General features: G+C 61.5%; 19 protein-coding genes and 1 pseudogene. 8 read left to right on the top strand and 12 right to left on the bottom strand.

The annotated features are described in order from the left end of the window. The 7 genes and pseudogenes from GCN78_RS28015 to GCN78_RS28045 all read right to left on the bottom strand — a co-directional run. Window positions 1–1,840, bottom strand: a 1,840-nt coding sequence (locus tag GCN78_RS28015; protein WP_226939860.1) for a phospholipase effector Tle1 domain-containing protein, incomplete at its 3' end; no start/stop codon positions are given. Further along, a complete protein-coding gene (locus GCN78_RS28020) occupies window positions 1,788–2,336 on the bottom strand; it encodes a DUF3304 domain-containing protein (RefSeq protein WP_152254627.1) in 549 nt (182 codons plus the stop codon). The genes GCN78_RS28020 and GCN78_RS28015, both read right to left, overlap by 53 nt. Window positions 2,337–2,387: 51 nt before the next feature. Then, window positions 2,388–2,936, bottom strand: coding sequence for a DUF3304 domain-containing protein (locus tag GCN78_RS28025; RefSeq protein ID WP_152254628.1), 549 nt, complete (start codon window positions 2,934–2,936; stop codon window positions 2,388–2,390). 51 nt (window positions 2,937–2,987) lie between these two features. After that, a complete protein-coding gene (locus tag GCN78_RS28030; protein WP_152254629.1) occupies window positions 2,988–3,440 on the bottom strand; it encodes a DUF3304 domain-containing protein in 453 nt (150 codons plus the stop codon). A gap of 148 nt (window positions 3,441–3,588) precedes the next feature. Next, the gene (locus GCN78_RS28035) at window positions 3,589–4,044 is read right to left on the bottom strand and encodes a DUF3304 domain-containing protein (RefSeq protein ID WP_152254630.1); all 456 of its coding nucleotides are present in this window, start codon (window positions 4,042–4,044) and stop codon (window positions 3,589–3,591) included. A gap of 40 nt (window positions 4,045–4,084) precedes the next feature. Continuing rightward, a complete protein-coding gene (locus tag GCN78_RS28040) occupies window positions 4,085–5,014 on the bottom strand; it encodes a DUF4123 domain-containing protein (RefSeq protein ID WP_152254631.1) in 930 nt (309 codons plus the stop codon). Between the two features lie 109 nt (window positions 5,015–5,123). Then, a pseudogene (locus tag GCN78_RS28045) lies at window positions 5,124–6,059 on the bottom strand (type VI secretion system Vgr family protein); the annotation flags it as partial. Window positions 6,060–6,353: 294 nt separating this feature from the next. On the opposite strand from GCN78_RS28045, the gene tal reads away from it, so the two are divergent. After that, window positions 6,354–7,289, top strand: coding sequence for a transaldolase (gene tal, locus GCN78_RS28050; protein WP_152254633.1), 936 nt, complete (start codon window positions 6,354–6,356; stop codon window positions 7,287–7,289). Between the two features lie 75 nt (window positions 7,290–7,364). On the opposite strand, the gene GCN78_RS28055 is transcribed toward tal, so the two are convergent. After that, on the bottom strand, window positions 7,365–8,213 hold the full coding sequence (locus tag GCN78_RS28055) for a hypothetical protein (RefSeq protein ID WP_152254634.1): 849 nt from the start codon (window positions 8,211–8,213) through the stop codon (window positions 7,365–7,367). 203 nt (window positions 8,214–8,416) lie between these two features. Here GCN78_RS28055 and GCN78_RS28060 point away from each other — a divergent pair, with 203 nt between their 5' ends. Continuing rightward, window positions 8,417–9,490 (top strand): patatin-like phospholipase family protein, encoded by a 1,074-nt coding sequence (locus GCN78_RS28060; protein ID WP_152254635.1) that lies wholly within the window; start codon window positions 8,417–8,419, stop codon window positions 9,488–9,490. A gap of 122 nt (window positions 9,491–9,612) precedes the next feature. Then, window positions 9,613–11,367 carry a methyl-accepting chemotaxis protein gene (locus GCN78_RS28065; RefSeq protein WP_152254636.1) on the top strand — a complete coding sequence of 585 codons (1,755 nt, stop codon included), beginning with the start codon at window positions 9,613–9,615 and terminating at the stop codon, window positions 11,365–11,367. A gap of 67 nt (window positions 11,368–11,434) precedes the next feature. Here the strand turns inward: GCN78_RS28065 and GCN78_RS28070 are convergent, their stop codons facing one another. Further along, a complete protein-coding gene (locus GCN78_RS28070; RefSeq protein ID WP_152254637.1) occupies window positions 11,435–12,403 on the bottom strand; it encodes an IS1595 family transposase in 969 nt (322 codons plus the stop codon). A 191-nt stretch (window positions 12,404–12,594) separates the two neighbouring features. Here GCN78_RS28070 and GCN78_RS28075 point away from each other — a divergent pair, with 191 nt between their 5' ends. Beyond that, window positions 12,595–13,770: a tetratricopeptide repeat protein gene (locus tag GCN78_RS28075; RefSeq protein ID WP_152254638.1), complete on the top strand. Its 1,176-nt coding sequence runs from the start codon at window positions 12,595–12,597 to the stop codon at window positions 13,768–13,770. On the opposite strand, the gene hemW is transcribed toward GCN78_RS28075, so the two are convergent. From hemW to rph, 3 genes are all read right to left on the bottom strand, one after another. Continuing rightward, window positions 13,767–15,053 carry a radical SAM family heme chaperone HemW gene (gene hemW, locus GCN78_RS28080; protein WP_152254639.1) on the bottom strand — a complete coding sequence of 429 codons (1,287 nt, stop codon included), beginning with the start codon at window positions 15,051–15,053 and terminating at the stop codon, window positions 13,767–13,769. The two genes, GCN78_RS28075 and hemW, sit on opposite strands and share 4 nt — an antisense overlap. After that, window positions 15,050–15,634 carry an RdgB/HAM1 family non-canonical purine NTP pyrophosphatase gene (gene rdgB, locus GCN78_RS28085; protein WP_034787064.1) on the bottom strand — a complete coding sequence of 195 codons (585 nt, stop codon included), beginning with the start codon at window positions 15,632–15,634 and terminating at the stop codon, window positions 15,050–15,052. Before rdgB ends, hemW begins: the two co-directional genes overlap by 4 nt. A gap of 138 nt (window positions 15,635–15,772) precedes the next feature. Further along, a complete protein-coding gene (gene rph / locus GCN78_RS28090) occupies window positions 15,773–16,501 on the bottom strand; it encodes a ribonuclease PH (protein WP_070259333.1) in 729 nt (242 codons plus the stop codon). 302 nt (window positions 16,502–16,803) lie between these two features. On the opposite strand from rph, the gene GCN78_RS28095 reads away from it, so the two are divergent. The 4 genes from GCN78_RS28095 to rpoZ all read left to right on the top strand — a co-directional run bounded on the left by GCN78_RS28095 (window position 16,804) and on the right by rpoZ (window position 19,066). Further along, on the top strand, window positions 16,804–17,694 hold the full coding sequence (locus tag GCN78_RS28095) for a YicC/YloC family endoribonuclease (protein ID WP_092795637.1): 891 nt from the start codon (window positions 16,804–16,806) through the stop codon (window positions 17,692–17,694). A 3-nt stretch (window positions 17,695–17,697) separates the two neighbouring features. Then, window positions 17,698–18,027: a hypothetical protein gene (locus GCN78_RS28100; RefSeq protein ID WP_152254640.1), complete on the top strand. Its 330-nt coding sequence runs from the start codon at window positions 17,698–17,700 to the stop codon at window positions 18,025–18,027. Between the two features lie 137 nt (window positions 18,028–18,164). Beyond that, the gene (gene gmk, locus GCN78_RS28105; RefSeq protein WP_010400722.1) at window positions 18,165–18,803 is read left to right on the top strand and encodes a guanylate kinase; all 639 of its coding nucleotides are present in this window, start codon (window positions 18,165–18,167) and stop codon (window positions 18,801–18,803) included. Window positions 18,804–18,862: 59 nt separating this feature from the next. Then, on the top strand, window positions 18,863–19,066 hold the full coding sequence (gene rpoZ / locus GCN78_RS28110; protein WP_010400723.1) for a DNA-directed RNA polymerase subunit omega: 204 nt from the start codon (window positions 18,863–18,865) through the stop codon (window positions 19,064–19,066). Window positions 19,067–19,069: the final 3 nt, after the last annotated feature.

Consider the following 19,069-nt stretch of genomic DNA (forward strand, 5'->3'; position numbering starts at 1 on the left):
GCGCGGCTTCCGTCTTCCGGCTGAGCTCATACGCGCGTTTATAAAAACCATCTTCAGGCGGTTTATTGGCGAACGAGGCGATCCTGGCCCGCTTGTCGTATTCCGTCACTTCGCCCGCCATATAAAAACCGGCCAGGGAATCGTGTACATAGTCGTCAAAAAAACGCATCACTTCGGGTGGCAGCGGTTTGGGGTGATCGAATATGTCGAGCGCCCAAGCCTCCCACTCATCCAGCGGTATATGATTTTGCGCGCGATAGTATTGCCAGTGGTTGATGCGCGCAATATCCCGGGCGCTGAATGGTTGCCCCTCATCGCCATGACGGAAGGCTTTGCGTGCGCGCAGCGCTTCCAGATCGCCTGCCAGCAAGCGGTTGTAGGACCCCAGATCCTCCCGCTCCTGCGCGTTGGCCGCCTTGAAGCTGGTCGTGGCTTCCAGTGTCTTGACGCGCACGGCGCGCCAGCGGTAATACAGCTCCATATGCTTGCTCAGCAAGGCGCCTTGCTTGTTAAGCTCGGCGGTATATGCTTCCCATGCCTTGGCAAGCTCTTGACTGACCTGGAAATCATCCTGATCGCGAAGTTCCAGTTCGCTGAACGGTATCAAGGGCACGCCCTTTAGACGCGCTTCCTTGAACATATGCGCCAGCGGGATTTGCGACAGCAAGGCCGCTTGTCCGCCACGCCCCTTTCCCTGCTCGCCCGGACCATAGCCGCCTCCGACGTCGGAGTGCACGCCAGGAAAATACACTTCCTCGATTTTCCCTGTCAGGCGCGTGACGGGAAAATTCATGCGCTGCTCATGCGTGGCAATGCAATGCAGGCCGGCCTGGACACAGGGCGGCAATGGCTTGAGCAATTCATTGGCCCAGGCCCAATGGCCATCGAACATCGCGCCGGGCGCGATCGTGGTTTTCGCGACAGACGCCGAACTGCCCACGGTTGCCACCGTGTCGAAGACGCCAAGAAAATCGATGCTGACGGGGATGCCGGCAAAGTTCTGCACCTCACCTTCGCGTGGCGTGAGCAAATCGGCAAACAGCTGGCAAAACGCCACCGCCTCCGCGGCGCCCCGCGAAAAACCGAATACGGACAGGGTCAGCGATGGAATATGCGGTTTCGGCTGTGCCGCGATCGCGGCTTTTAACTTTTCGACATGCTCAGCGAACCAGTCCGAGTGAGTCATGAAACGCTCCCTGCCGGTTAAGGGATGCGGCACCTTTTTGTGGCCGACGGCATTATCATAAGTACGGGCAAGTTCGCCAGCCTTATCTGTTTCATATAATGGCGTGTCACCCCCATATATTACTCGATGAATTGCATTTAAAACCTGCAACAATCCCCAGATAATGCGCGGCTGTCCCCCTTTAGCAAAAGCCTTCCCCTCGTCCGATTCAGTCAATTCGCTTATTTCCTTAAATGGCGTCCCAACACCAGGAATATAATATGAGAAATATCCATTTTTTGTTTTATCACCAGGGTATGCCGAAAATAAACGCGCCACATTACTATGACTGGCTTCATTGGCGTCTATCACAACATTATTTATAGGGGTAGGCTTCTTCGTTCTCAGATCAAGCACGCCTGTCCTAATCCCATTCCTATCGCGCTCCAGGTTATTATTGGTGCCATCAAAGAAAAGTCCAACCCTCACTGGAATACTGCACGGTGCGCCATCTTTATTAGCACATGCCTCCTTGGCAATTTCGGATTGTTCTTTCGTCGACGGTTTTAGAAAGAAATCGACTGGAAACGGCGCGGAATGGGGGGTTTCACTGATCATGATATCAAGGAATATTGGCAGGTTTTCCGGAGTGAAGAATAGGATGAGTTTTTGCACGCCCTCCGGCATTTGACACGACAACTCTCACCTCGTCATCGGGGAAGAAATGCATATAGATATCCCCTGGTTCATCGTATTTTTCCACTTCTATCATTTTTTCTTTAATAATATGTTTTAGTCCATCCGGCATATCCCACCGCACCATGACCATCATTCCCGGATACCACACTCGAGGAATGGATGTGCAGCAAATATTGGCAAGCCCCGCCCCCCATCTGGCCATATTCCCTCCTCCGGCCCCATCCACCGACGCGGAGTAAATAAATTCGTCCGTATGGTTCACGATGCCCACCTGCGCCGTCGCGGTAGGACTTGGGCCGACTTGCTCAACCTGCCTGGCCTTGAGGGCGCAACCGCTCAGCAGCAAGACAGTGCCAAGATACACAATCCATTTCATGATTTTCACCTTGCAAAAAATGCCATGTGTTTTTTCTACTTTACTGTCATATACGGCAATAGAAAATAAGGGACTGTCCACACGTGGATGCTTCAAGAAAAAGTGCTCGGAAGCGGTCCAGAAATGGAAATTTTATCGATCATCCTATCAAGGAAGATTGGCAGGTTTTCCGGAATGAAGAATGGGATGAATTTTGCTAGGCCCTCCAGCATTTGACACAACCACTCTCACCTCGTCATTCTCAAAAAAATGCATATAGATATCTCCGGGTCTATCATATTTTTCCACTTCTACCATTTTTTCTTTAATAATATGTTTTAGTCCATCCGGCATATCCCACCGCACCATGACCATCATTCCCGGATACCACACTCGAGGAATGGATGTGCAGCAAATATTGGCAAGCCCCGCCCCCCATCTGGCCATATTCCCTCCTCCAGCCCCATCCACCGACGCGGAGTAAATAAATTCGCCCGTATGGTTCACGATGCCCACCTGCGCCGTCGCGGTAGGACTTGGGCCGACTTGCTCAAGCTGCCTGGCCTTGAGGGCGCAACCGCTCAGCAGCAAGACAGTGCCAAGATACATAATCCATTTCATGATTTTCACCTTGCAAAAAAAGCTATGTGTTTTTTCTACTTTAATGCCATATACGGCAATAAAAAATAAGGGACTGTCCACACGTGGATGCTTCAAGAAAAAGTGCTCGGAAGCGGTCCAGAAATGGAAATTTTATCGATCATCCTATCAAGGAAGATTGGCAGGTTTTCCGGAATGAAGAATAGGATGAATTTTGCTGGGCCCTCCAGCATTTGACACAACCACTCTCACCTCGTCATTCTCAAAAAAATGCATATAAATATCTCCTGGTCTATCATATTTTTCCACTTCCACCATTTTTTCTTTGACAACATCGGTATGCCCTTCAGGCATATTCCACCGCACCAGGACTTTCATTCCCGGATACCACACTCTCGGAATGGATGTGCAGCAAATATTGGCAAGCCCCGCACCCCATCTGGCCATATTCCCCCCTCCGGCCCCATCTACCGATGCGGAATAAATATACTTCCCCGTATGATTGACAATACCCACCTGCGCCGTCGCGGTAGGACTTGGACCGGCTTGCTCAACCTGCCTGGCCTTGAGGGCGCAGCCGCTCAGCAGCAAGACAGTGCCAAGATACATAATCCATTTCATGATTTTCACCTTATAGAAAATGCCACGCCATTTTTCATTTTACTGCCACATATGGCAATAGAAAAGATAGAACTCCCACGCGTCGTAGATGGTTTAAAAAAACCAAGAAAAGGTGCAAGAGTGGAGTTTCATTGATCGCAATAAACCTCTAAGGATTGATATTTCCCGGTTTTCCATAGTGACGTATCGGATGAGCAGTGCTATATCCGGGATAAACTGAAACCACAACCCGAATTTCATCGTTTGGAAAAAAATGGATATAAATACTTCCTGTTTCATCGTATTTTTCCACTTCCACCATTTTTTCTTTGATAACGTCGGTATGCCCTTCAGGCATATTCCAACGCACCAGGACTTTCATTCCCGGATACCACACTCTCGGGATAGAGGCGCAACAGATTTCTGCCCCCCCCGCCCCCCACCTGGCCATGTTGGCGCCTCCGGCCCCATCCACCGATGCGGAATAAATATATTTCCCCGTATGGTTGACAATACCCACCTGCGCTGTCGCGGTAGGACTTGGGCCGGCTTGCTCAACCTGCCTGGCCTTGAGGGCGCAACCGCTCAGCAGCAAGGCCGTGCCAAGATACATAATCCATTTCATGATTTTCCTTTTATAAAAATAGGCAGTTGAAGGAACAAGGCTAGGCAGCCGAGCGCGCCTGCCAGAAATCGTCGGGCAGCGTGTCGAGCTCAGACAGGTAATTCGCACCTTGGCGCGTGCGCCGCAACAGGCTGGCCATCGCCGGGTGCGAGGTAAAATCGTCGGCCAGCATCAAGGCCAGGGCGCTGAAATGCTGACGCTGGCCCGCCGCCTCGATGCCGCTGGCGTTTGCCACAAGCAAATGACGCGCCACGCGCGCGTGGCACTCGGCCGGGGTGCCGGAATGAAACAGGTCCGGCTGCACATCATGCAGATTGGCCAGGATGGCGTCGGCTTCGGCGATATCCACCAAGGCGGCAAAGGCGGCGTCACTGAGCGGAAATTTGTCAAACTCCGCCGGGACGGGACTGGGCTGCGCCTCGCCCTGCCAACTGACCAGCGAACCATCGCGCTGCAGCGACCACCAGCGGTAGATGGGGCTCAGCAAATGCGCATATTGGGTTTGCGTCAAGGCCGCCAGCAAGGCCGGCAATGTGCGGCTATCGGCCCAGCGCACGGGCCATTCGACGGTATCTGGCGTAATGGCAATCAAATAGGGGCGCAGATGCTGCTCCAGCTGGCCGATATCGAGCGTGCTGGCGATGATGCTGAGCATGGGCTTGCCCGCGCACAGCGAAAACAGGCGCTGCAGCCACGCAACTTGCTCGTTGCTTGCCGATGGCGACGCCAGCAGATGCGGCGCGGCACCCTTGAAATTTTGCAGCGAGGTGTGCGCATACAGCGATTGGCGCCGCAGCCGGCTTGAGTAGCGCTTGGTGAAAAACTCCTCGTCGCAGGCGCCGTCGAGCAGCGCCAGCAGATACAGGGGCTGGCTGCCGTTCGCCACTGCCGCCTCCGCGCGCAAGGCCTGCAGTTGCTGCGCGATCAGCGCTGGAACTTCTGGGGCGTGAACATCGATGGCAAAGTACATCAGGATTCCTTTTCTAGGCCGCCGTGGGCGCGATAAACGGACTACCGCTACGCAATGCAGCCAGCAGACAAGCCTTGCACACGCTGGCAGGCAGCGCCGGCAATGGATAAGCATGGCTGCTTTTCAGTTGCACCCGGCCCTGGCTGTCGGTGTCGTCAAACAGCAACTGGTTGTAGCCGGCCATGCCGCCCGGGATGGGTAGCGTGCCGCCCTCGCCCTGGCCGTTGTACAGCGCGCCAATGATGACGGGCTGGTCGATATCGTTTTCCAGGAATTGCACCAGCACTTCCTGGCCGATGCGCGGCAGGAACTGGCTGCCCATGCCGCCGCCGGCCACGCGCACCCAGCAGGTCGCGCCCATCTCCCGCTGCCAGTGGAAGCGGATGCGCACCCGTCCCAGCTTGTCGCAATAAATTTCATCGGTGCCGCTGGCCACGTCGTTGCCGTCGGCGCCGACGACGATGGCGCTCTGGCTGCCCGGCGCGGTCGGCGTGGCATGCTGGCGCGCCTCGTTGTCATCGTGCACCGGACGCCACGGCGTGGCGGCGGTGATCATTTCGAGGCAGTTGGCGTAGCCGCTGGCTTGCGCCTGGACGATCGCGGCGGCGAAATCGGGAAACCCCGCGCCCCACTCCGCCACGGTTTCTTCCAGCAATTCCGGTATCGGGCCGAACAGTTCCGCCAATCCCTCCCGCGCCGGCGCCGGCAGGTTGTTGACGCCGATGCTGGCCACGCGCAACACGACATACTCGGGCGCGGCACCGTCGGCTGCCTGCAACGGTCCCTGCGTCAGGGTAAAGCGCGTGCCGGCGCGCAGGGTGCGCACGGTCGAGCGTGCCTGCCACAGCTGGGCGCGCGCTTCGTGGGCCTGCATCTGCAACTGCGCGTAGCGTTGCGCCTGGGCGCCATTCGCATACCAGTACTGGCCCGGCGTGTCGTAGCTTTCCAGCATGGGCGCGTTCTTGCCGCCGAGAACCATGTTCGTCGGCACGCTGGCGGCGACAGCCTTCTTCGCCTTGTAATCGTAGCTGAGCACGCTGCTCAAGTCCTGGCCCTTGTCGCCGATGGACAATGCATACAGGCGCGTCGCGCCATCGAAGGCGGCTACCGCGCTAACGATATCTTGTGTCAAAGGATGCTCTTCATCTGGAGTGTGGCATCGCACATTGCCTATCAAAACACTGTGCAAAATAAACAAGTCCTGACAATTATGCGCGAGTTCTCAAAAAAGCAAGATTCAATTGAGCAAGTAGTGCGCGGGAGAGACAATTGTCGCTGCTGCGGGCAAGGGATTCGGTACAATACCCCGGCAAGTCCCTTCACTCTTTCCCGTGCAGCCATGAACCAACTCGAACAACTGAAGCAATTTACTACCGTGGTGGCCGACACCGGCGACTTCCAATCGATCCAGGCTTACACGCCGCGCGATGCGACGACGAATCCGTCGCTGATCCTGAAGGCCGTGCAAAAGGATGAATACAAGCCGCTGCTGGAAAAGGCCGTACGCGACCATCCGAATGCCTCCACCGCCGAGATCATCGACCGCCTGCTGATCGCCTTTGGCGTGGAAATCCTGCAAACCATCCCCGGCCGCGTCTCCACCGAAGTCGATGCGCGCCTGTCGTTCGACACGGAAGGCACGGTCGCCAAGGGCCGCGACCTGATCGCCCTGTATTCGAACGCCGGCATTCCACGCGAGCGGGTGCTGATCAAGATCGCCTCCACCTGGGAAGGCATCCGCGCCGCCGCCATCCTGGAAAAGGAAGGCATCCGCTGCAACATGACCCTGCTGTTCTCGCTGGCCCAGGCCATCGCCTGCGCCGAAGCGGGCGCGCAGCTCATTTCGCCGTTCGTCGGCCGCATCTACGACTGGTACAAGAAATCGACGGGCATCGACTACGTGGGCGCGGAAGACCCGGGCGTGCAATCGGTACGCCGCATCTACAATTACTATCGCAAGTTCGGCTACAAGACCGAAGTGATGGGCGCGAGCTTCCGCAACACCTCGCAAATCCTCGAACTGGCCGGCTGCGACCTGCTCACCATCAGCCCCGACCTGCTGCAAAAGCTGGCCGACAGCGATGCGCCGGTGGAGCGCAAGCTGAGCGCCGAAGCGGCGCCATCGACCAACATCGTGCAAATGTCGCTGAACGAAGAAGCCTTCCGCTTCATGATGAATGAAGATGCGATGGCGACGGAAAAACTGGCCGAAGGCATCCGCGCCTTCTGCGTCGATTCCGGCAAGCTGAAACAGATGATCGCGGCACTGCGCTGATCGGTTCATTTCAACAGGCGTAAAAAAGCGGCGTCCGTGCAGTGCACGGCGCCGCTTTTTTTCATGCCGGGACGATCAGGAGCAACGGAAGGTCGCTACGCCCTGGTAATTGGCGCCATTGGCCAACTGCGCCTTGTAGGCTGCCAGCAGCAGATAGCGGCCGGTGCCGCCGTCGCCCAGCATCAGCTGCGCGCCCGTGCCGCTCGACAGATAGTTGCCGGTGATGCTGCTGGACCCCGCCGATGCGATGGTGGTGGAAGCCGATACTTTGCCCGTGCTGCCGCCGGCGCTGGCGTCGATGGTCAGTACGACCTTGGCGCCGGAGCCATCGAAGGACAGGCTGGCATTGCCGCTGGCCGTGCCGAAGTTGGCGCTCGACGAAACGCTGCTGCCGCCCGTATAGCTTGGCGCCGTGAATGTGCCCGCATCGCAGGTAAACGTGCCGCTCGCTGGCAGTGCGGCGAGCACGTTATAGGCGACGTAATGCGCGCTGGCATTGTTACCGGTCAAGGTCGTGGCGCCGGAACTATTGCTGAACGCGCCCTTGAACCAGCGGCCCTGCGCGAAGGCGGCATCGCCGCTGATGTCACGCGTCACGGACGGATTGCCCGTCAGGACGATGCTGCCGATAGTGCTCAAGGCGCCGGAGGTATCCTGCACCAGCGTGCTGGCCTTGCCATTGCTCTGCAAGCCGATCGAGGTAAAGACGAAACGGCTGTTGTCGCCATTGACGAAACGGGCGCTGATGGAGCCCGTGTTGTCGCCGGTGGCAGTCGGCGTGACGGGCACCACCGGCGGCGTAACGGGCGTCACGGGCGGGTTCACCGCAACGACCGGGTCGGCCGGGGAGGACGAGCCGCCACCGCCGCAGGCAACGAGAGAGCCGGCGATCAGAGTCAGAACAAAAGCGTGATTCAGTTGCATACAATTCCCAAAAAAAGGCAAGACATAAGCAATCCTTGGCACATGCCAAAAATTCAACGTCCAATATTATGCAACATTTCTCAAGAGAATGGTTGCCTTAAAGAAATTTATTAATACTAACAATGTGACTATTGCGAGCACGTCTGTGTCGCGGCGCGGCGCCGGCGGTAAAATACCTGGCTACAGGCCGCTCACGACTCTCCATGCAATCACCGATCACCATCCGCCTGGGCCGCCGCGCCCGCGCCCGCATCGCCGACAACGGCTTGCGCGCGCATGACATCGCCATCGTCCCTGCCGCCGCAGGCGGGCCGAAAGGCTTGATCCTGCACCAGCTCGATTGCTGGCTGTTCGGCGACTTCCTGGCACAGGCGCCGCGCCCGCGCCACTTTGTCGGCGCCTCGATCGGCGCCTGGCGCATGGCCGCCGCCGTGTTCCCCGACCCGGTGGCCGCGCAGCGCCGCCTGGTGCGCGAGTACGTGGGCCAGCGCTACCCGGACAAGCCCGCCGCCGCGCACGTCAGCCGCACCTGCCGCGCCCTGCTCGACGCCGTGCTCGATGGCCAGGATGCCCAGCTGCTGCGGCACGGCCAGCACAGCCTGTCGGTGCTGGCCGTGCGCGGCATCGGCGCGCTGGCGCGGCCGGGCAAATGGCGCGACCGGCGCGGCTTCCTGCTGGCGGCCGCCGGCAACGCTGTGGCGCGCGCACGGCTGGCCGCCTCGCTGGAACGCGCGGTGTTCCATACCGGACCGGATGGCGCCAGCTGGCTGCGCTCGCGCTTCGACGCCTTTCATGCGCATTTCGTGCCGCTGGCGCAGGACAACCTGCGCGACGCGCTGCTGGCCTCCGGCTCCATCCCGCTGGTGCTCGACGCCGTCACGGACATCGCCGGCGCGCCGCCCGGGCGCTACTGGGACGGCGGCCTGGTCGACTACCATCTGCACCTGCCCTACCAGCGCGAACCGGACCTGGTGCTGTACCCGCATTTTGCCGACCACATCGTGCCGGGCTGGCTGGACAAGGCCATGCCCTGGCGCCGCGCACGCAGCGGCGATAGCGCGCTCGACAACATGATCCTTGTGTCGCCCTCGCCCGCCTTCGTGGCCAGCCTGCCCAATGGAAAACTGCCGGACCGGCGCGACTTCCCCCATTACGGGCAAGACCACGCGGCGCGCATGCGCGACTGGCGCCGCGCCATCGCGGAAAGCGAGCGCATGGCGGCCGCCTTCGCCCGCTGGGCCGAGCAGCCGGACTTGCGCCAGGCGGGCGATCTGTAGCACGGGCGCGGCTGCAACAGGGGCAAAAACAGGCGCGTTTTCCCCTCGCCTGTTGGTCACTTATCAGTGCATACTATGTCGCACAGGCAACCTTAATCCCCTCTGCGACAGGAGTTCCGACCATGCACGCCCTCTCCCACCTTCGTATCGGCACGCGCCTGGCTGCAGGCTTCGCGCTGGTGCTGCTGCTGTCCGTGATCTCCACCTCGTATGCGCTGTACAGCGCCCGCGTGAATGCCGAAGCGACGCGGCAAATGATGGAAAAACCGCTGGCCAAGGAACGCCTCGTATCGGACTGGTACGTACTGATTTACTCGGCCATTGCGCGCACCTCGATGATCGCCAGGAGCACCGATGAAACCCTGTCGAACGTGTTCGCCGACACCATCGCCGACAGCACGAAACAGGGTAGCGAACTGCTGAAAAAGATCGAGACGCTGCTCGACAGCGATGAAGAAAAAGCCATCTTCAAGTCGTCCATTGCCGAGCGCGTCAAGTACCAGGATGCCAAGACCCTGGTGATGAATGCGCGCAAGGCCGGCAACGCGGCGCAGGCGGAAAGCACCTATCGCGACAGCTTCGCGCCGGCCGCCGCCAAATACCAGAATAACGTCAAGGCCCTGCTGTCGCAGCAGCGCCAGGCCATCGACGCCACGGCGCAAGCGATCGAGGCGGCCAATGAACGCAGCTTCACCCTGCTGCTGACCTTGTGCGCGCTGGTGGTGGCGCTGGGCAGCGTGTGCGCCTGGCTGATCACGCGTTCGATCACGCAACCGTTGAAGGCCGCCGTGAAGGTGGCCGAGACGGTGGCCGACGGCGACTTGCGCACGCATTTCGGCCCGCCTGCCAGCGATGAAATTGGCGACCTGATGCGCGCGCTGCAGGGCATGAACGAGGCACTGCGCAAGGTGGTGTCGGAGGTGCAGACGGGCACCAACGCGATTGCCACGGCGTCGGGTGAAATCGCGGCCGGCAACCAGGATTTGTCGGCGCGCACGGAACAGCAGGCCAGTTCGCTGGAAGAGACGGCGTCGTCGATGGAAGAACTGACCAGCACCGTCAAGCAGAATGCCGACAATGCGCGCCAGGCCAACCAGATGGCGGTGGCCGCCTCCGGCGTGGCAGAACGGGGCGGCAGCATCGTCAGCCAGGTGGTCGACACCATGGGCGCCATCGACACGGCATCGACGAAAATCGTCGACATCATCGGCGTCATCGACGGCATCGCCTTCCAGACGAACATCCTGGCCTTGAACGCGGCGGTCGAAGCGGCGCGCGCCGGCGAACAGGGGCGCGGCTTTGCCGTCGTCGCCACGGAAGTGCGCAGCCTGGCGCAGCGCTCGGCCGCGGCGGCGCGCGAAATCAAGACCCTGATCGGCGACTCGGTGGAACAGGTCAACAACGGCACGCGGCTGGTGCAGCAGGCCGGCAGCACCATGGGCGAAGTGGTCGACAGCGTGCGCAGGGTCACCGACATCATGGCCGAGATCACCGCCGCCAGCGCCGAGCAAAGCATGGGCATCGACCAGGTCAATCAGGCCATCGCGCAGATGGACCAGGTGACGCAGCAGAATGCGGCCCTGGTGGAAGAAGCGGCGGCGGCGGCCGAAAGCATGCAGGACCAGGCGGCGCGCCTGGCGCAGGTGGCGGCCGGCTTCCAGCTCGAATACGTGGCTGCGGCGGCGCCCGTGCGCGCCGCGCGGCAGACCAAGGTCGCCATTGCCACCACGCAAAAACTCGCGCCACGCCAGCCACAGGCCACGGCCAAGGCCAAGGCCAGCAAGCCGGCAATGCCCAGGGCTGCCGGTGCCGGCCATACCGCAGCGCACAAAACGCCATCGCACATCGCCGGCGACCAGGACTGGGAAGAGTTTTAAACCCCGTTTCAAGCGCCGCGCTCGCTGCCGTCGATACGCCCCCTGCGGGCCGGAAAGTATTTATTGGCTATGTCGCCGTCAGATGTGGGAACGCTCCCAGCGTTGCTTTCAATAACGTTTCGGGTGAGCGGATGCGTCTGGCGTCGAGTATCCAGCGCCAGCCCAGATAATTCGGCAGATAGCGCGTGGCCACGCCGTGAAACGGCCTTAACCATTCGCGCAGGCGGCTATGATATGCATTGACGTTCTGCACGTGGGCGGCACCGCGCACGCGGATGTCGGCGCGCAGGTTGACGGCCTGATGACTGAGGCCCGCTTCCATGGCAAACGCCCGGTAGGCGGCATGGCCATCCGTGACCAGCAGGATATCCTTGTCGATGACGGGCAACAAACAGCGGTGCAGCTGCGCCTTGGTCAGCGCGCCTCTGCCCATGACGAAATCGAGGGTCTGGCCCGTGCGGTCGCGCGCCACCAGGATGCAGACTTGCTCGTTGGATATGCCGCGCCGTTGCGCATGGCCACCCCGGCGGCGGGCCGGACGCGTCATCTGCCTCGATCCCTTTTCCGATTCCAGCACGTATAGCTCGTCGGCCTCGGCGATGCCATGCAGGCCATGCGGCCGGTCCGTTTTTGCCAACGATAAAAATCGGTGGCGCCAGCGAAACGTGGTGTTGCGGTGCACGCCCAGTTGTCGCGCCGCCTTGCGCACGGAATCCGATGCAAGCAGGCAATCGGCATAATCGAGCCACTGCGATTTATGGCGCAGGCGGGCCAGCGGCGTCCCCGTCAAGGCATTGAAGGTGCGCCCGCAGGGCACGCAGCGGTAGCGCTGCAAGCCGTGCGCATGGCCATGCCGATGCAGATGGGACGAGCGGCAGGCGGGACAGGCCAAGCGCGACTGCGCCACGTCCTCCAGCAGCGCGACGGTCGCGTCGAGTGGCGTGTTGCCACGCAGCAGGGCCATGCCTGTCTGCCGCTGGCGCCGGTTCAGGCGAGCAAACTGGGCGATAAAACGGATCCATTCGGCTGGCTGCATGATCTGCTCCCTGTGTGCTGGGTATGCAGAGTCAGACAGCACCGCCATGGGAAGATTCCGGCATTTCCCCTATTTTATGAGGACAGAGCCAAAGTATTTGACAGCGGCCTCCGGCGCGCCGATACTGGTTTCCGGTGGGACGGGCGCGCCACCATGCAGCCAATAAAGCCAGCGCCTCTCAGGGAGAGATCATGCGCCCCTATCTTTCTTGCGCCCGGCACCTCATGCGCCTGCTTGCCGCCCTGCTCTGCGCCACGCTGGCAGCCTGCGCCAGCACGGCGCCCGCCAGCCTGCCCCCCATCTTCAACGACAGCGATTTTGCGCCGGCCGCCGCCATCGACGCCAGCCAGGTCTTTGCCGTCGACGAGACCATGCGGCAGTATCTGCGCACGGAAGTGCGGCGCGAGGCGCACAACAAGAATGACCGCGCGGCCCTGTATGACGCCCTGTACGACAAGAGCCGGCTGAAACTCGAGTACGATGCGGCCATGACCCGCAATGCGCGCGAAACGTTCGCCGCGCGCCAGGGCAACTGCCTGTCGCTGGTGATCATGACGGCGGCGCTGGCGCATGAATTGGGCTTGCAGGTGCGCTACCAGGAAGTGCTGGGCGAGGAAAGCTGGAGCCGCAGCGGCGAGACGTATTTTGTCGCCGGCCACGTCAACCTGGTGCTGGGCCAGCGCCTGGGCGACAATCCGAATAACTACGACGCCAAGGGCTTGATGGTGATCGACTTCCTGCCGTCCGGCGACGTGGCGGGCTACCGCACGCGCGAAATCAGCGAAGCGACCGTGCTGGCCATGTACATGAACAACCGCGCCGCCGAAACCATGAGCGAGGGCCGGCTTGACCAGGCGTATTGGTGGGCCAGGGCGGCGCTGCTGCAGGATCCCTCGTTCAGCGGCGCCTACAACACCCTGGGCGTGATCCAGTTCCGCCATGGCGACCTGGCGCAAGCGCGACGCACGCTCGACCATGCGCTGCTGCGCGCGCCGGACAACACGGTGCTGCTGTCGAACCTGGCGCAGGCGCTTGAAGCGTCCGGCCTGCCGGATCAGGCGCTGCCGCTGCGCCGGCGCCTGCTGGCGCTGCAGCCGCAGCCGCCCTTCCACTACTTCAACCTGGGCAAGGCGGCCATGCAGCGAAACGATTACGTGCAGGCGACACAGCTGTTTTCACGTGAAATCGCGCGCGACCCGTACTACCACGAATTCCACTTCTGGCTGGCGCAAGCCTATGCGCGCCTGGGCCAGCTGGAGCAGGCGCGCAAACAACTGGAACTGGCGATGAGCAACAGCACCACGCGCAGCGACCATGGCCTGTATGCGGCCAAGCTGCAGCGCCTGCGCGCCGTCACCACGCATTAGTCTTCCAAAAACATTTGCTGCAAGTCATTCAGGAAGCACAATCCCCGTTCCGTCGGGCGGATGACCTGGTGGTCGCGATACAGCAAGCCTTTCGCTTCGGCCGCATTCAGCGGCTGCTCGATGGCGTTGAGGGGCACGCCCGTGCGCTCGGCGAACAGGTTCGGCGAAAAGCCCTGCGTCAGGCGCAGGGTATTGAGCATGAATTCAAAACCCATTTCCTCGCGCGCCAGTTCGCGCTCTTCCTGCACGGGATTGCCGGCCAATACCGCGTCCATGTAGGCGCGCGGCTGCTTGTAGCGGGCCTGGCGCAGCACGCGGTGCGGGAACGAGATCTTCGAGTGCGCGCCCGCGCCGATGCCCAGGTAGTCGCCGAATTCCCAGTAGTTGCGGTTGTGGCGCGCCTGGCGGCCCGGCTGTGCGTAGGCCGACACTTCATAGCGGCCATAGCCCGCCTGCGCCGCGCGCGCGGCCACCATGTCGGCGATGTCGGCGCTCTCGTCGTCGTCCGGCAGCACGGGCGGATACTTGGCGAACAGGGTGTTCGGCTCCAGAGTCAGGTGATACAGCGACAGGTGCGGCGGCGCGAACGACAGCGCCGTTTCCAGGTCCTGCCGCGCCTCGGCCAGCGTTTGCGTGGGCAGCGCGTACATCAGGTCGAGATTGAAGTTGTCGAAATGCGCGTGCGCGATGTCCACCGCGCGGCGCGCCTCGTTGTCGTCATGGATGCGCCCCAGCGCCTGCAGATGGCGGCCATTGAAACTCTGGATGCCGATCGACAGGCGGTTGATGCCGCTGGCCCGGTAGGACTTGAATTTTTCCGTTTCAAAGGTGCCCGGATTGGCTTCCATGGTGATTTCGCAATCGGGCTCCAGCGGCAGCAGGGTGCGCACGTCCGACATCAGCCGGTCCAGCCCCGCCGCCGACATCAGGCTGGGCGTGCCGCCGCCGATGAAGATGGTGTGGATCTTGCGGCCCCAGATCAGCGGCAGCGCCATTTCCAGGTCCAGGCGCAGGGCCGCCAGGTATTCGGCTTCCGGCAAGTCGCCGCGCACCTCGTGCGAATTGAAGTCGCAATACGGGCACTTCTTCACGCACCACGGGAAATGGATGTACAGCGACAGCGGCGGCAGGGCCGTCAGGTTCAGCGCGCCCGGCTGCAGGTACTTCAGGGCCGCGCCGGCCGCGCCGGAAATGCCTTCCTGCGGCGCGGGAGCGGCTCCCGCCCTGGCGCCGGGCTTGGCGGCCGATCTGGCAACGGCGCCCACCAGTTTGATCGGGATCATCGCAGCTTTTCCACCAGCGCGCGCAGGGCCTGGCCACGGTGCGACAGCGCGTTCTTTTCATCGGACGTCAGTTCGGCCGCGCACTTGCCCAGCGCGGGAATGAAGAAGTGCGGATCGTAGCCGAAGCCGCCGTTGCCGCGCGGTGTGGCGATCATTTCGCCATTCCAGCGGCCGTCGGCGATCACCGGCTGCGGGTCGTCCGCATGGCGCACGTACACCAGCACGCAGTAGTAATAGGCGGACTTGTCGGCATGCGCCTCGAGGTCGGCGATCAGCTTGGCGCTGTTGGCGGCATCCGATTTCGGCTCGCCCGCATAGCGGGCCGAATACACGCCCGGCGCGCCGCCGAGCGCATTGACGCACACGCCGGAATCGTCGGCCAGCGCCGGCAAGCCCGTCAGGCGCGACGCGTGGCGCGCCTTTTGCAGGGCGTTTTCAACGAAGGTGTGGAACGGTTCGTCGCTTTCCGGCACGGCGTACTCGCCCTGCGCATGGACGGAAAAACCGATGGTCGAGAGCAGCTCGTTGAATTCCTTGAGCTTGCCGGCGTTGTTCGAGGCGAGGATGAGGCGTTGGGTCATGTCAGTAGTCCGGTTGAAGTGCCGACATTGTAAACCTTTTGCGCCCCCCTCACCTCGCCCCGCCGCTGCCGCAAGATGCGGCAGGTGTGGGCTTTTTGCCCCGCGCGGCGGGCCAGCGGATGTAAATCTGTGTAAAGATCAGATCCCTAATGCCTGCTTCTGCATGGCGATCAGGTCGGCGATGCCGCCCTGCGCCAGGTCCAGCAAACGGTTCATGCCGGCGCGGTCAAACGCGGCGCCTTCGGCCGTGCCCTGCACTTCGATGAAGTGACCCGCTTCCGTCATCACGACGTTCATGTCCGTGTCGCAGCCCGAGTCTTCCACGTAGTCCAGGTCCAGCACCGGCATGCCCTGGTAGACGCCCACCGAGATGGCGGCGACAAAGCTTTTCACGGGAATGGCGGCGATCGCGCCGCGTGCCTGCAACTGGGAAAACGCGTCATACGCGGCCACCATGGCGCCCGTGATCGAGGCCGTGCGCGTGCCGCCGTCGGCCTGGATGACGTCGCAATCGAGGTGCAGCGTGCGTTCGCCGAACGCCTGCAGATCGAAGGCTGCGCGCAGCGAGCGGCCGATCAGGCGCTGGATTTCCTGCGTGCGGCCCGATTGCTTGCCGCGCGCCGCTTCGCGGTCCATGCGCGTGTGCGTCGAGCGCGGCAGCATGCCGTACTCGGCCGTCAACCAGCCCTGGCCCTTGCCTTTCAGGAAACCCGGCACCTTGTCTTCGATGCTGGCGGTGCAGATGACCTTGGTGTCGCCGCACTCGATCAGCACCGAGCCTTCGGCATGCTTGGTGTACTGGCGGGTGATGCGGATGGCGCGCAGCGCGTCGACGGCGCGGCCGCTCGGGCGGGATTCAAATGTCATGGGGTGTCCTGTGTGATTGGGGTTGCGGCAGCGATTTTACCACCGCGCGCCCGTCCATTTGCAGCCATGCAACAGCGCAGGACGCAACGGCGGGCGGCGCACACATGATCCCTACAATCCTGCCCCGCCAAACACAATTTTCTTTACAATGCCGTAAAACGCACACTATTCAGCAATTTTCAGGCCATCAGACCGAGCGGTTCTGTTTTTGCGGCGCGGGCGGTATTGCCTGCGCTGGCTGATTAAGTGTATAAGTGACTGTATACAAGACCAAATCGGGGAATCCTTTGAGCATTTCAAGCATGACAGGCTACGCGGTTGCCACCAGCGAAGGTGCTGCAGGCACACTGACAATTGAAATCAAGAGCGTCAACTCGCGCTTTCTCGACCTGCAATTCCGGATCAACGACGATCTGCGGGCGCTGGAGCCCGACTTGCGCGCCGCCGTCATGTCCGCCATCACGCGCGGCAAAGTCGAGGTACGCCTGAGCTTTGGCCGCAAGGCCGCTACTGCTGGCACGCAGGCGCTGAACCTGCCCCTGCTGACCGAGCTGGCGCGCCTGCAAAACGAAGTGGGCCAGCATTTTGTCTCCGCCCCCGTCATGACGGTGGCTGAACTGCTGCGCTGGCCTGGCGTCATCGAAGAGGCGCAAGTGGGGCAAGAGTCCTTGCAGGCGGACGTGGGCGCGCTGACCCGCCGCACCGTGGCCGCCTTCGTCGACAGCCGCAAGCGCGAAGGCGCGGCGCTCGAAGCGGTGCTGGTGTCGCGCATCGAAGCGATGGAAGCCATCGTCAAGCGCATCACGCCCTTGATTCCGCAAGTGGTGGCGGCCTTCCAGCAAAAAGCCATCGAGCGCATGCAGGATGCGCTGGGCCTGGCCAGCCAGGGCTCGAATTCGGCCCTGTCGCGCCAGGACGCCATGGAGCGCATCCGCCAGGAAGTCATCCTGTACGGCATCCGCATCGACGTCTCGGAAGAACTGGCGCGCCTGTCGGCCCACCTGGGCGAAACGCGCCACATCCTCACCAAGGGCGGGCAAGTGGGCAAGCGCCTCGACTTCATGATGCAGGAACTGAACCGCGAAGCCAACACGCTGGGCGCCAAGGCGTCCGTCAAGGAACTGGCCGACGCGTCGATGGACTTGAAGCTGCTGATCGAGCAGATGCGCGAACAAGTGCAAAACCTGGAATAAGCGATGGCCGCGCCACGTCCATGGATGCTCGGCGCCGCCGTGCTGGCCCTGCTGGCGGCCGGCGCGCAGGCGCAAACGGCGCCGCAGCAGCCGTCGCCGTATGCGATCGACAGTTGCGCGTCCGGCTGCTTCGTCCTCAAGGAACGGGGCGCCGCCATCTACACGGGCGCCGACGCGGCGTCCTACCGGATCTGCTCGCGCAGCAGCCTGGGCGCGGAAGTGTCGGTCGACAGCACGGTCGTACGCATCAACAACCGCGACTGCACCGACGTGAACGGGCGCGCCATCGTCCTCACCGCGGGCGAAATCGCGCTGGGACGGCTGCCCCGCTGAAACCTGACGGGCCAGTTTGCTTTTTGTCACGCCACGGACAGGGGTTGGCTCGACGCCTTGCCTCTTGGTAAAATACGTCTTTGGGCGATATTTGCCTGGGCAAAAACGCCACCCCTACAGAATATGGAAAACACCGCATGAGCCACCCTACCGCCTTCTCCGGCAGCCTGTTCGTGGTCGCCGCGCCCTCTGGCGCCGGCAAATCGACACTGGTCAATGCATTGCTGGCGCAAGAGCCCGGCATTAAATTGTCGATCTCGACCACCACGCGCGCCCCGCGTCCGGGCGAGCAGCATGGCCGCGAGTACTACTTCACGACGGCGGAAGACTTTATCGCGCGCGCCGACCAGGGCGAGTTCCTGGAATGGGCGGAAGTGCATGGCAATTACTACGGCACCTCGCGCATCATGGTGGAACAGCAAATGCTGGCCGGCACCGATATCCTGCTGGAAATCGACTGGCAAGGCGCGCGCCAGGTGCGCAAGCAATTCCCCCGCGCGGCCGGCATTTTCATCCTGCCGCCGTCGATCGACGCGCTGGAAGAACGCTTGAACAAGCGCGGCCAGGACGAGCCGCACGTGATCACGCGCCGCCTGCTGGCGGCCGGCGGCGAAATCGCACACGCTCCCGAGTTCGAGTATGTTATTATCAATGAAGAGTTTACGGTCGCTTTGTCCGAACTGAGCGCGATCGTGAGAGCGGCCCGTTGCCGGTTTGCGCAACAAGCGGCCCGCAACGCATCGCTATTCGCCCAGCTGGGCCTGCACGCAGAGTAATTCGTCTGCACGCCAGTTCACACAGCGCCACGCACCACGCATAAAATTTAGGAGTTACTATGGCCCGTATCACAATCGAAGATTGCCTGAAGCAGATCCCTAACCGTTTCCAGCTGACCCTGGCTGCGACTTATCGCGCACGCCAGTTGTTGCAAGGCCACACCCCTAAGGTGGAAGCCAAGGACAAGCCTACCGTTGTCGCACTGCGTGAAATCGCTGCCGGTAAAGTCGGCATCGAAATGCTGAAAAAGGTCCCGATGTAAGTG

Origin of the sequence: Janthinobacterium rivuli (genome assembly GCF_009208735.1) — a bacterium.
In the GTDB taxonomy this organism is placed as follows: domain Bacteria; phylum Pseudomonadota; class Gammaproteobacteria; order Burkholderiales; family Burkholderiaceae_D; genus Janthinobacterium.

Bases quoted from the DNA above. Each gene is read 5' to 3' on its own strand.
- GCN78_RS28030 (WP_152254629.1), bottom strand. From the start codon at position 3,440: ATGAAATGGATTATGTATCTTGGCACTGTCTTGCTGCTGAGCGGCTGC.
- GCN78_RS28035 (WP_152254630.1), bottom strand. From the start codon at position 4,044: ATGAAATGGATTATGTATCTTGGCACGGCCTTGCTGCTGAGCGGTTGC.
- GCN78_RS28040 (WP_152254631.1), bottom strand. From the start codon at position 5,014: ATGTACTTTGCCATCGATGTTCACGCCCCAGAAGTTCCAGCGCTGATC.
- tal (WP_152254633.1), top strand. From the start codon at position 6,354: ATGAACCAACTCGAACAACTGAAGCAATTTACTACCGTGGTGGCCGAC.
- GCN78_RS28055 (WP_152254634.1), bottom strand. From the start codon at position 8,213: ATGCAACTGAATCACGCTTTTGTTCTGACTCTGATCGCCGGCTCTCTC.
- GCN78_RS28060 (WP_152254635.1), top strand. From the start codon at position 8,417: ATGCAATCACCGATCACCATCCGCCTGGGCCGCCGCGCCCGCGCCCGC.
- GCN78_RS28065 (WP_152254636.1), top strand. From the start codon at position 9,613: ATGCACGCCCTCTCCCACCTTCGTATCGGCACGCGCCTGGCTGCAGGC.
- GCN78_RS28070 (WP_152254637.1), bottom strand. From the start codon at position 12,403: ATGCAGCCAGCCGAATGGATCCGTTTTATCGCCCAGTTTGCTCGCCTG.
- GCN78_RS28075 (WP_152254638.1), top strand. From the start codon at position 12,595: ATGCGCCCCTATCTTTCTTGCGCCCGGCACCTCATGCGCCTGCTTGCC.
- hemW (WP_152254639.1), bottom strand. From the start codon at position 15,053: ATGATCCCGATCAAACTGGTGGGCGCCGTTGCCAGATCGGCCGCCAAG.
- rdgB (WP_034787064.1), bottom strand. From the start codon at position 15,634: ATGACCCAACGCCTCATCCTCGCCTCGAACAACGCCGGCAAGCTCAAG.
- rph (WP_070259333.1), bottom strand. From the start codon at position 16,501: ATGACATTTGAATCCCGCCCGAGCGGCCGCGCCGTCGACGCGCTGCGC.
- GCN78_RS28095 (WP_092795637.1), top strand. From the start codon at position 16,804: ATGACAGGCTACGCGGTTGCCACCAGCGAAGGTGCTGCAGGCACACTG.
- GCN78_RS28100 (WP_152254640.1), top strand. From the start codon at position 17,698: ATGGCCGCGCCACGTCCATGGATGCTCGGCGCCGCCGTGCTGGCCCTG.
- gmk (WP_010400722.1), top strand. From the start codon at position 18,165: ATGAGCCACCCTACCGCCTTCTCCGGCAGCCTGTTCGTGGTCGCCGCG.
- rpoZ (WP_010400723.1), top strand. From the start codon at position 18,863: ATGGCCCGTATCACAATCGAAGATTGCCTGAAGCAGATCCCTAACCGT.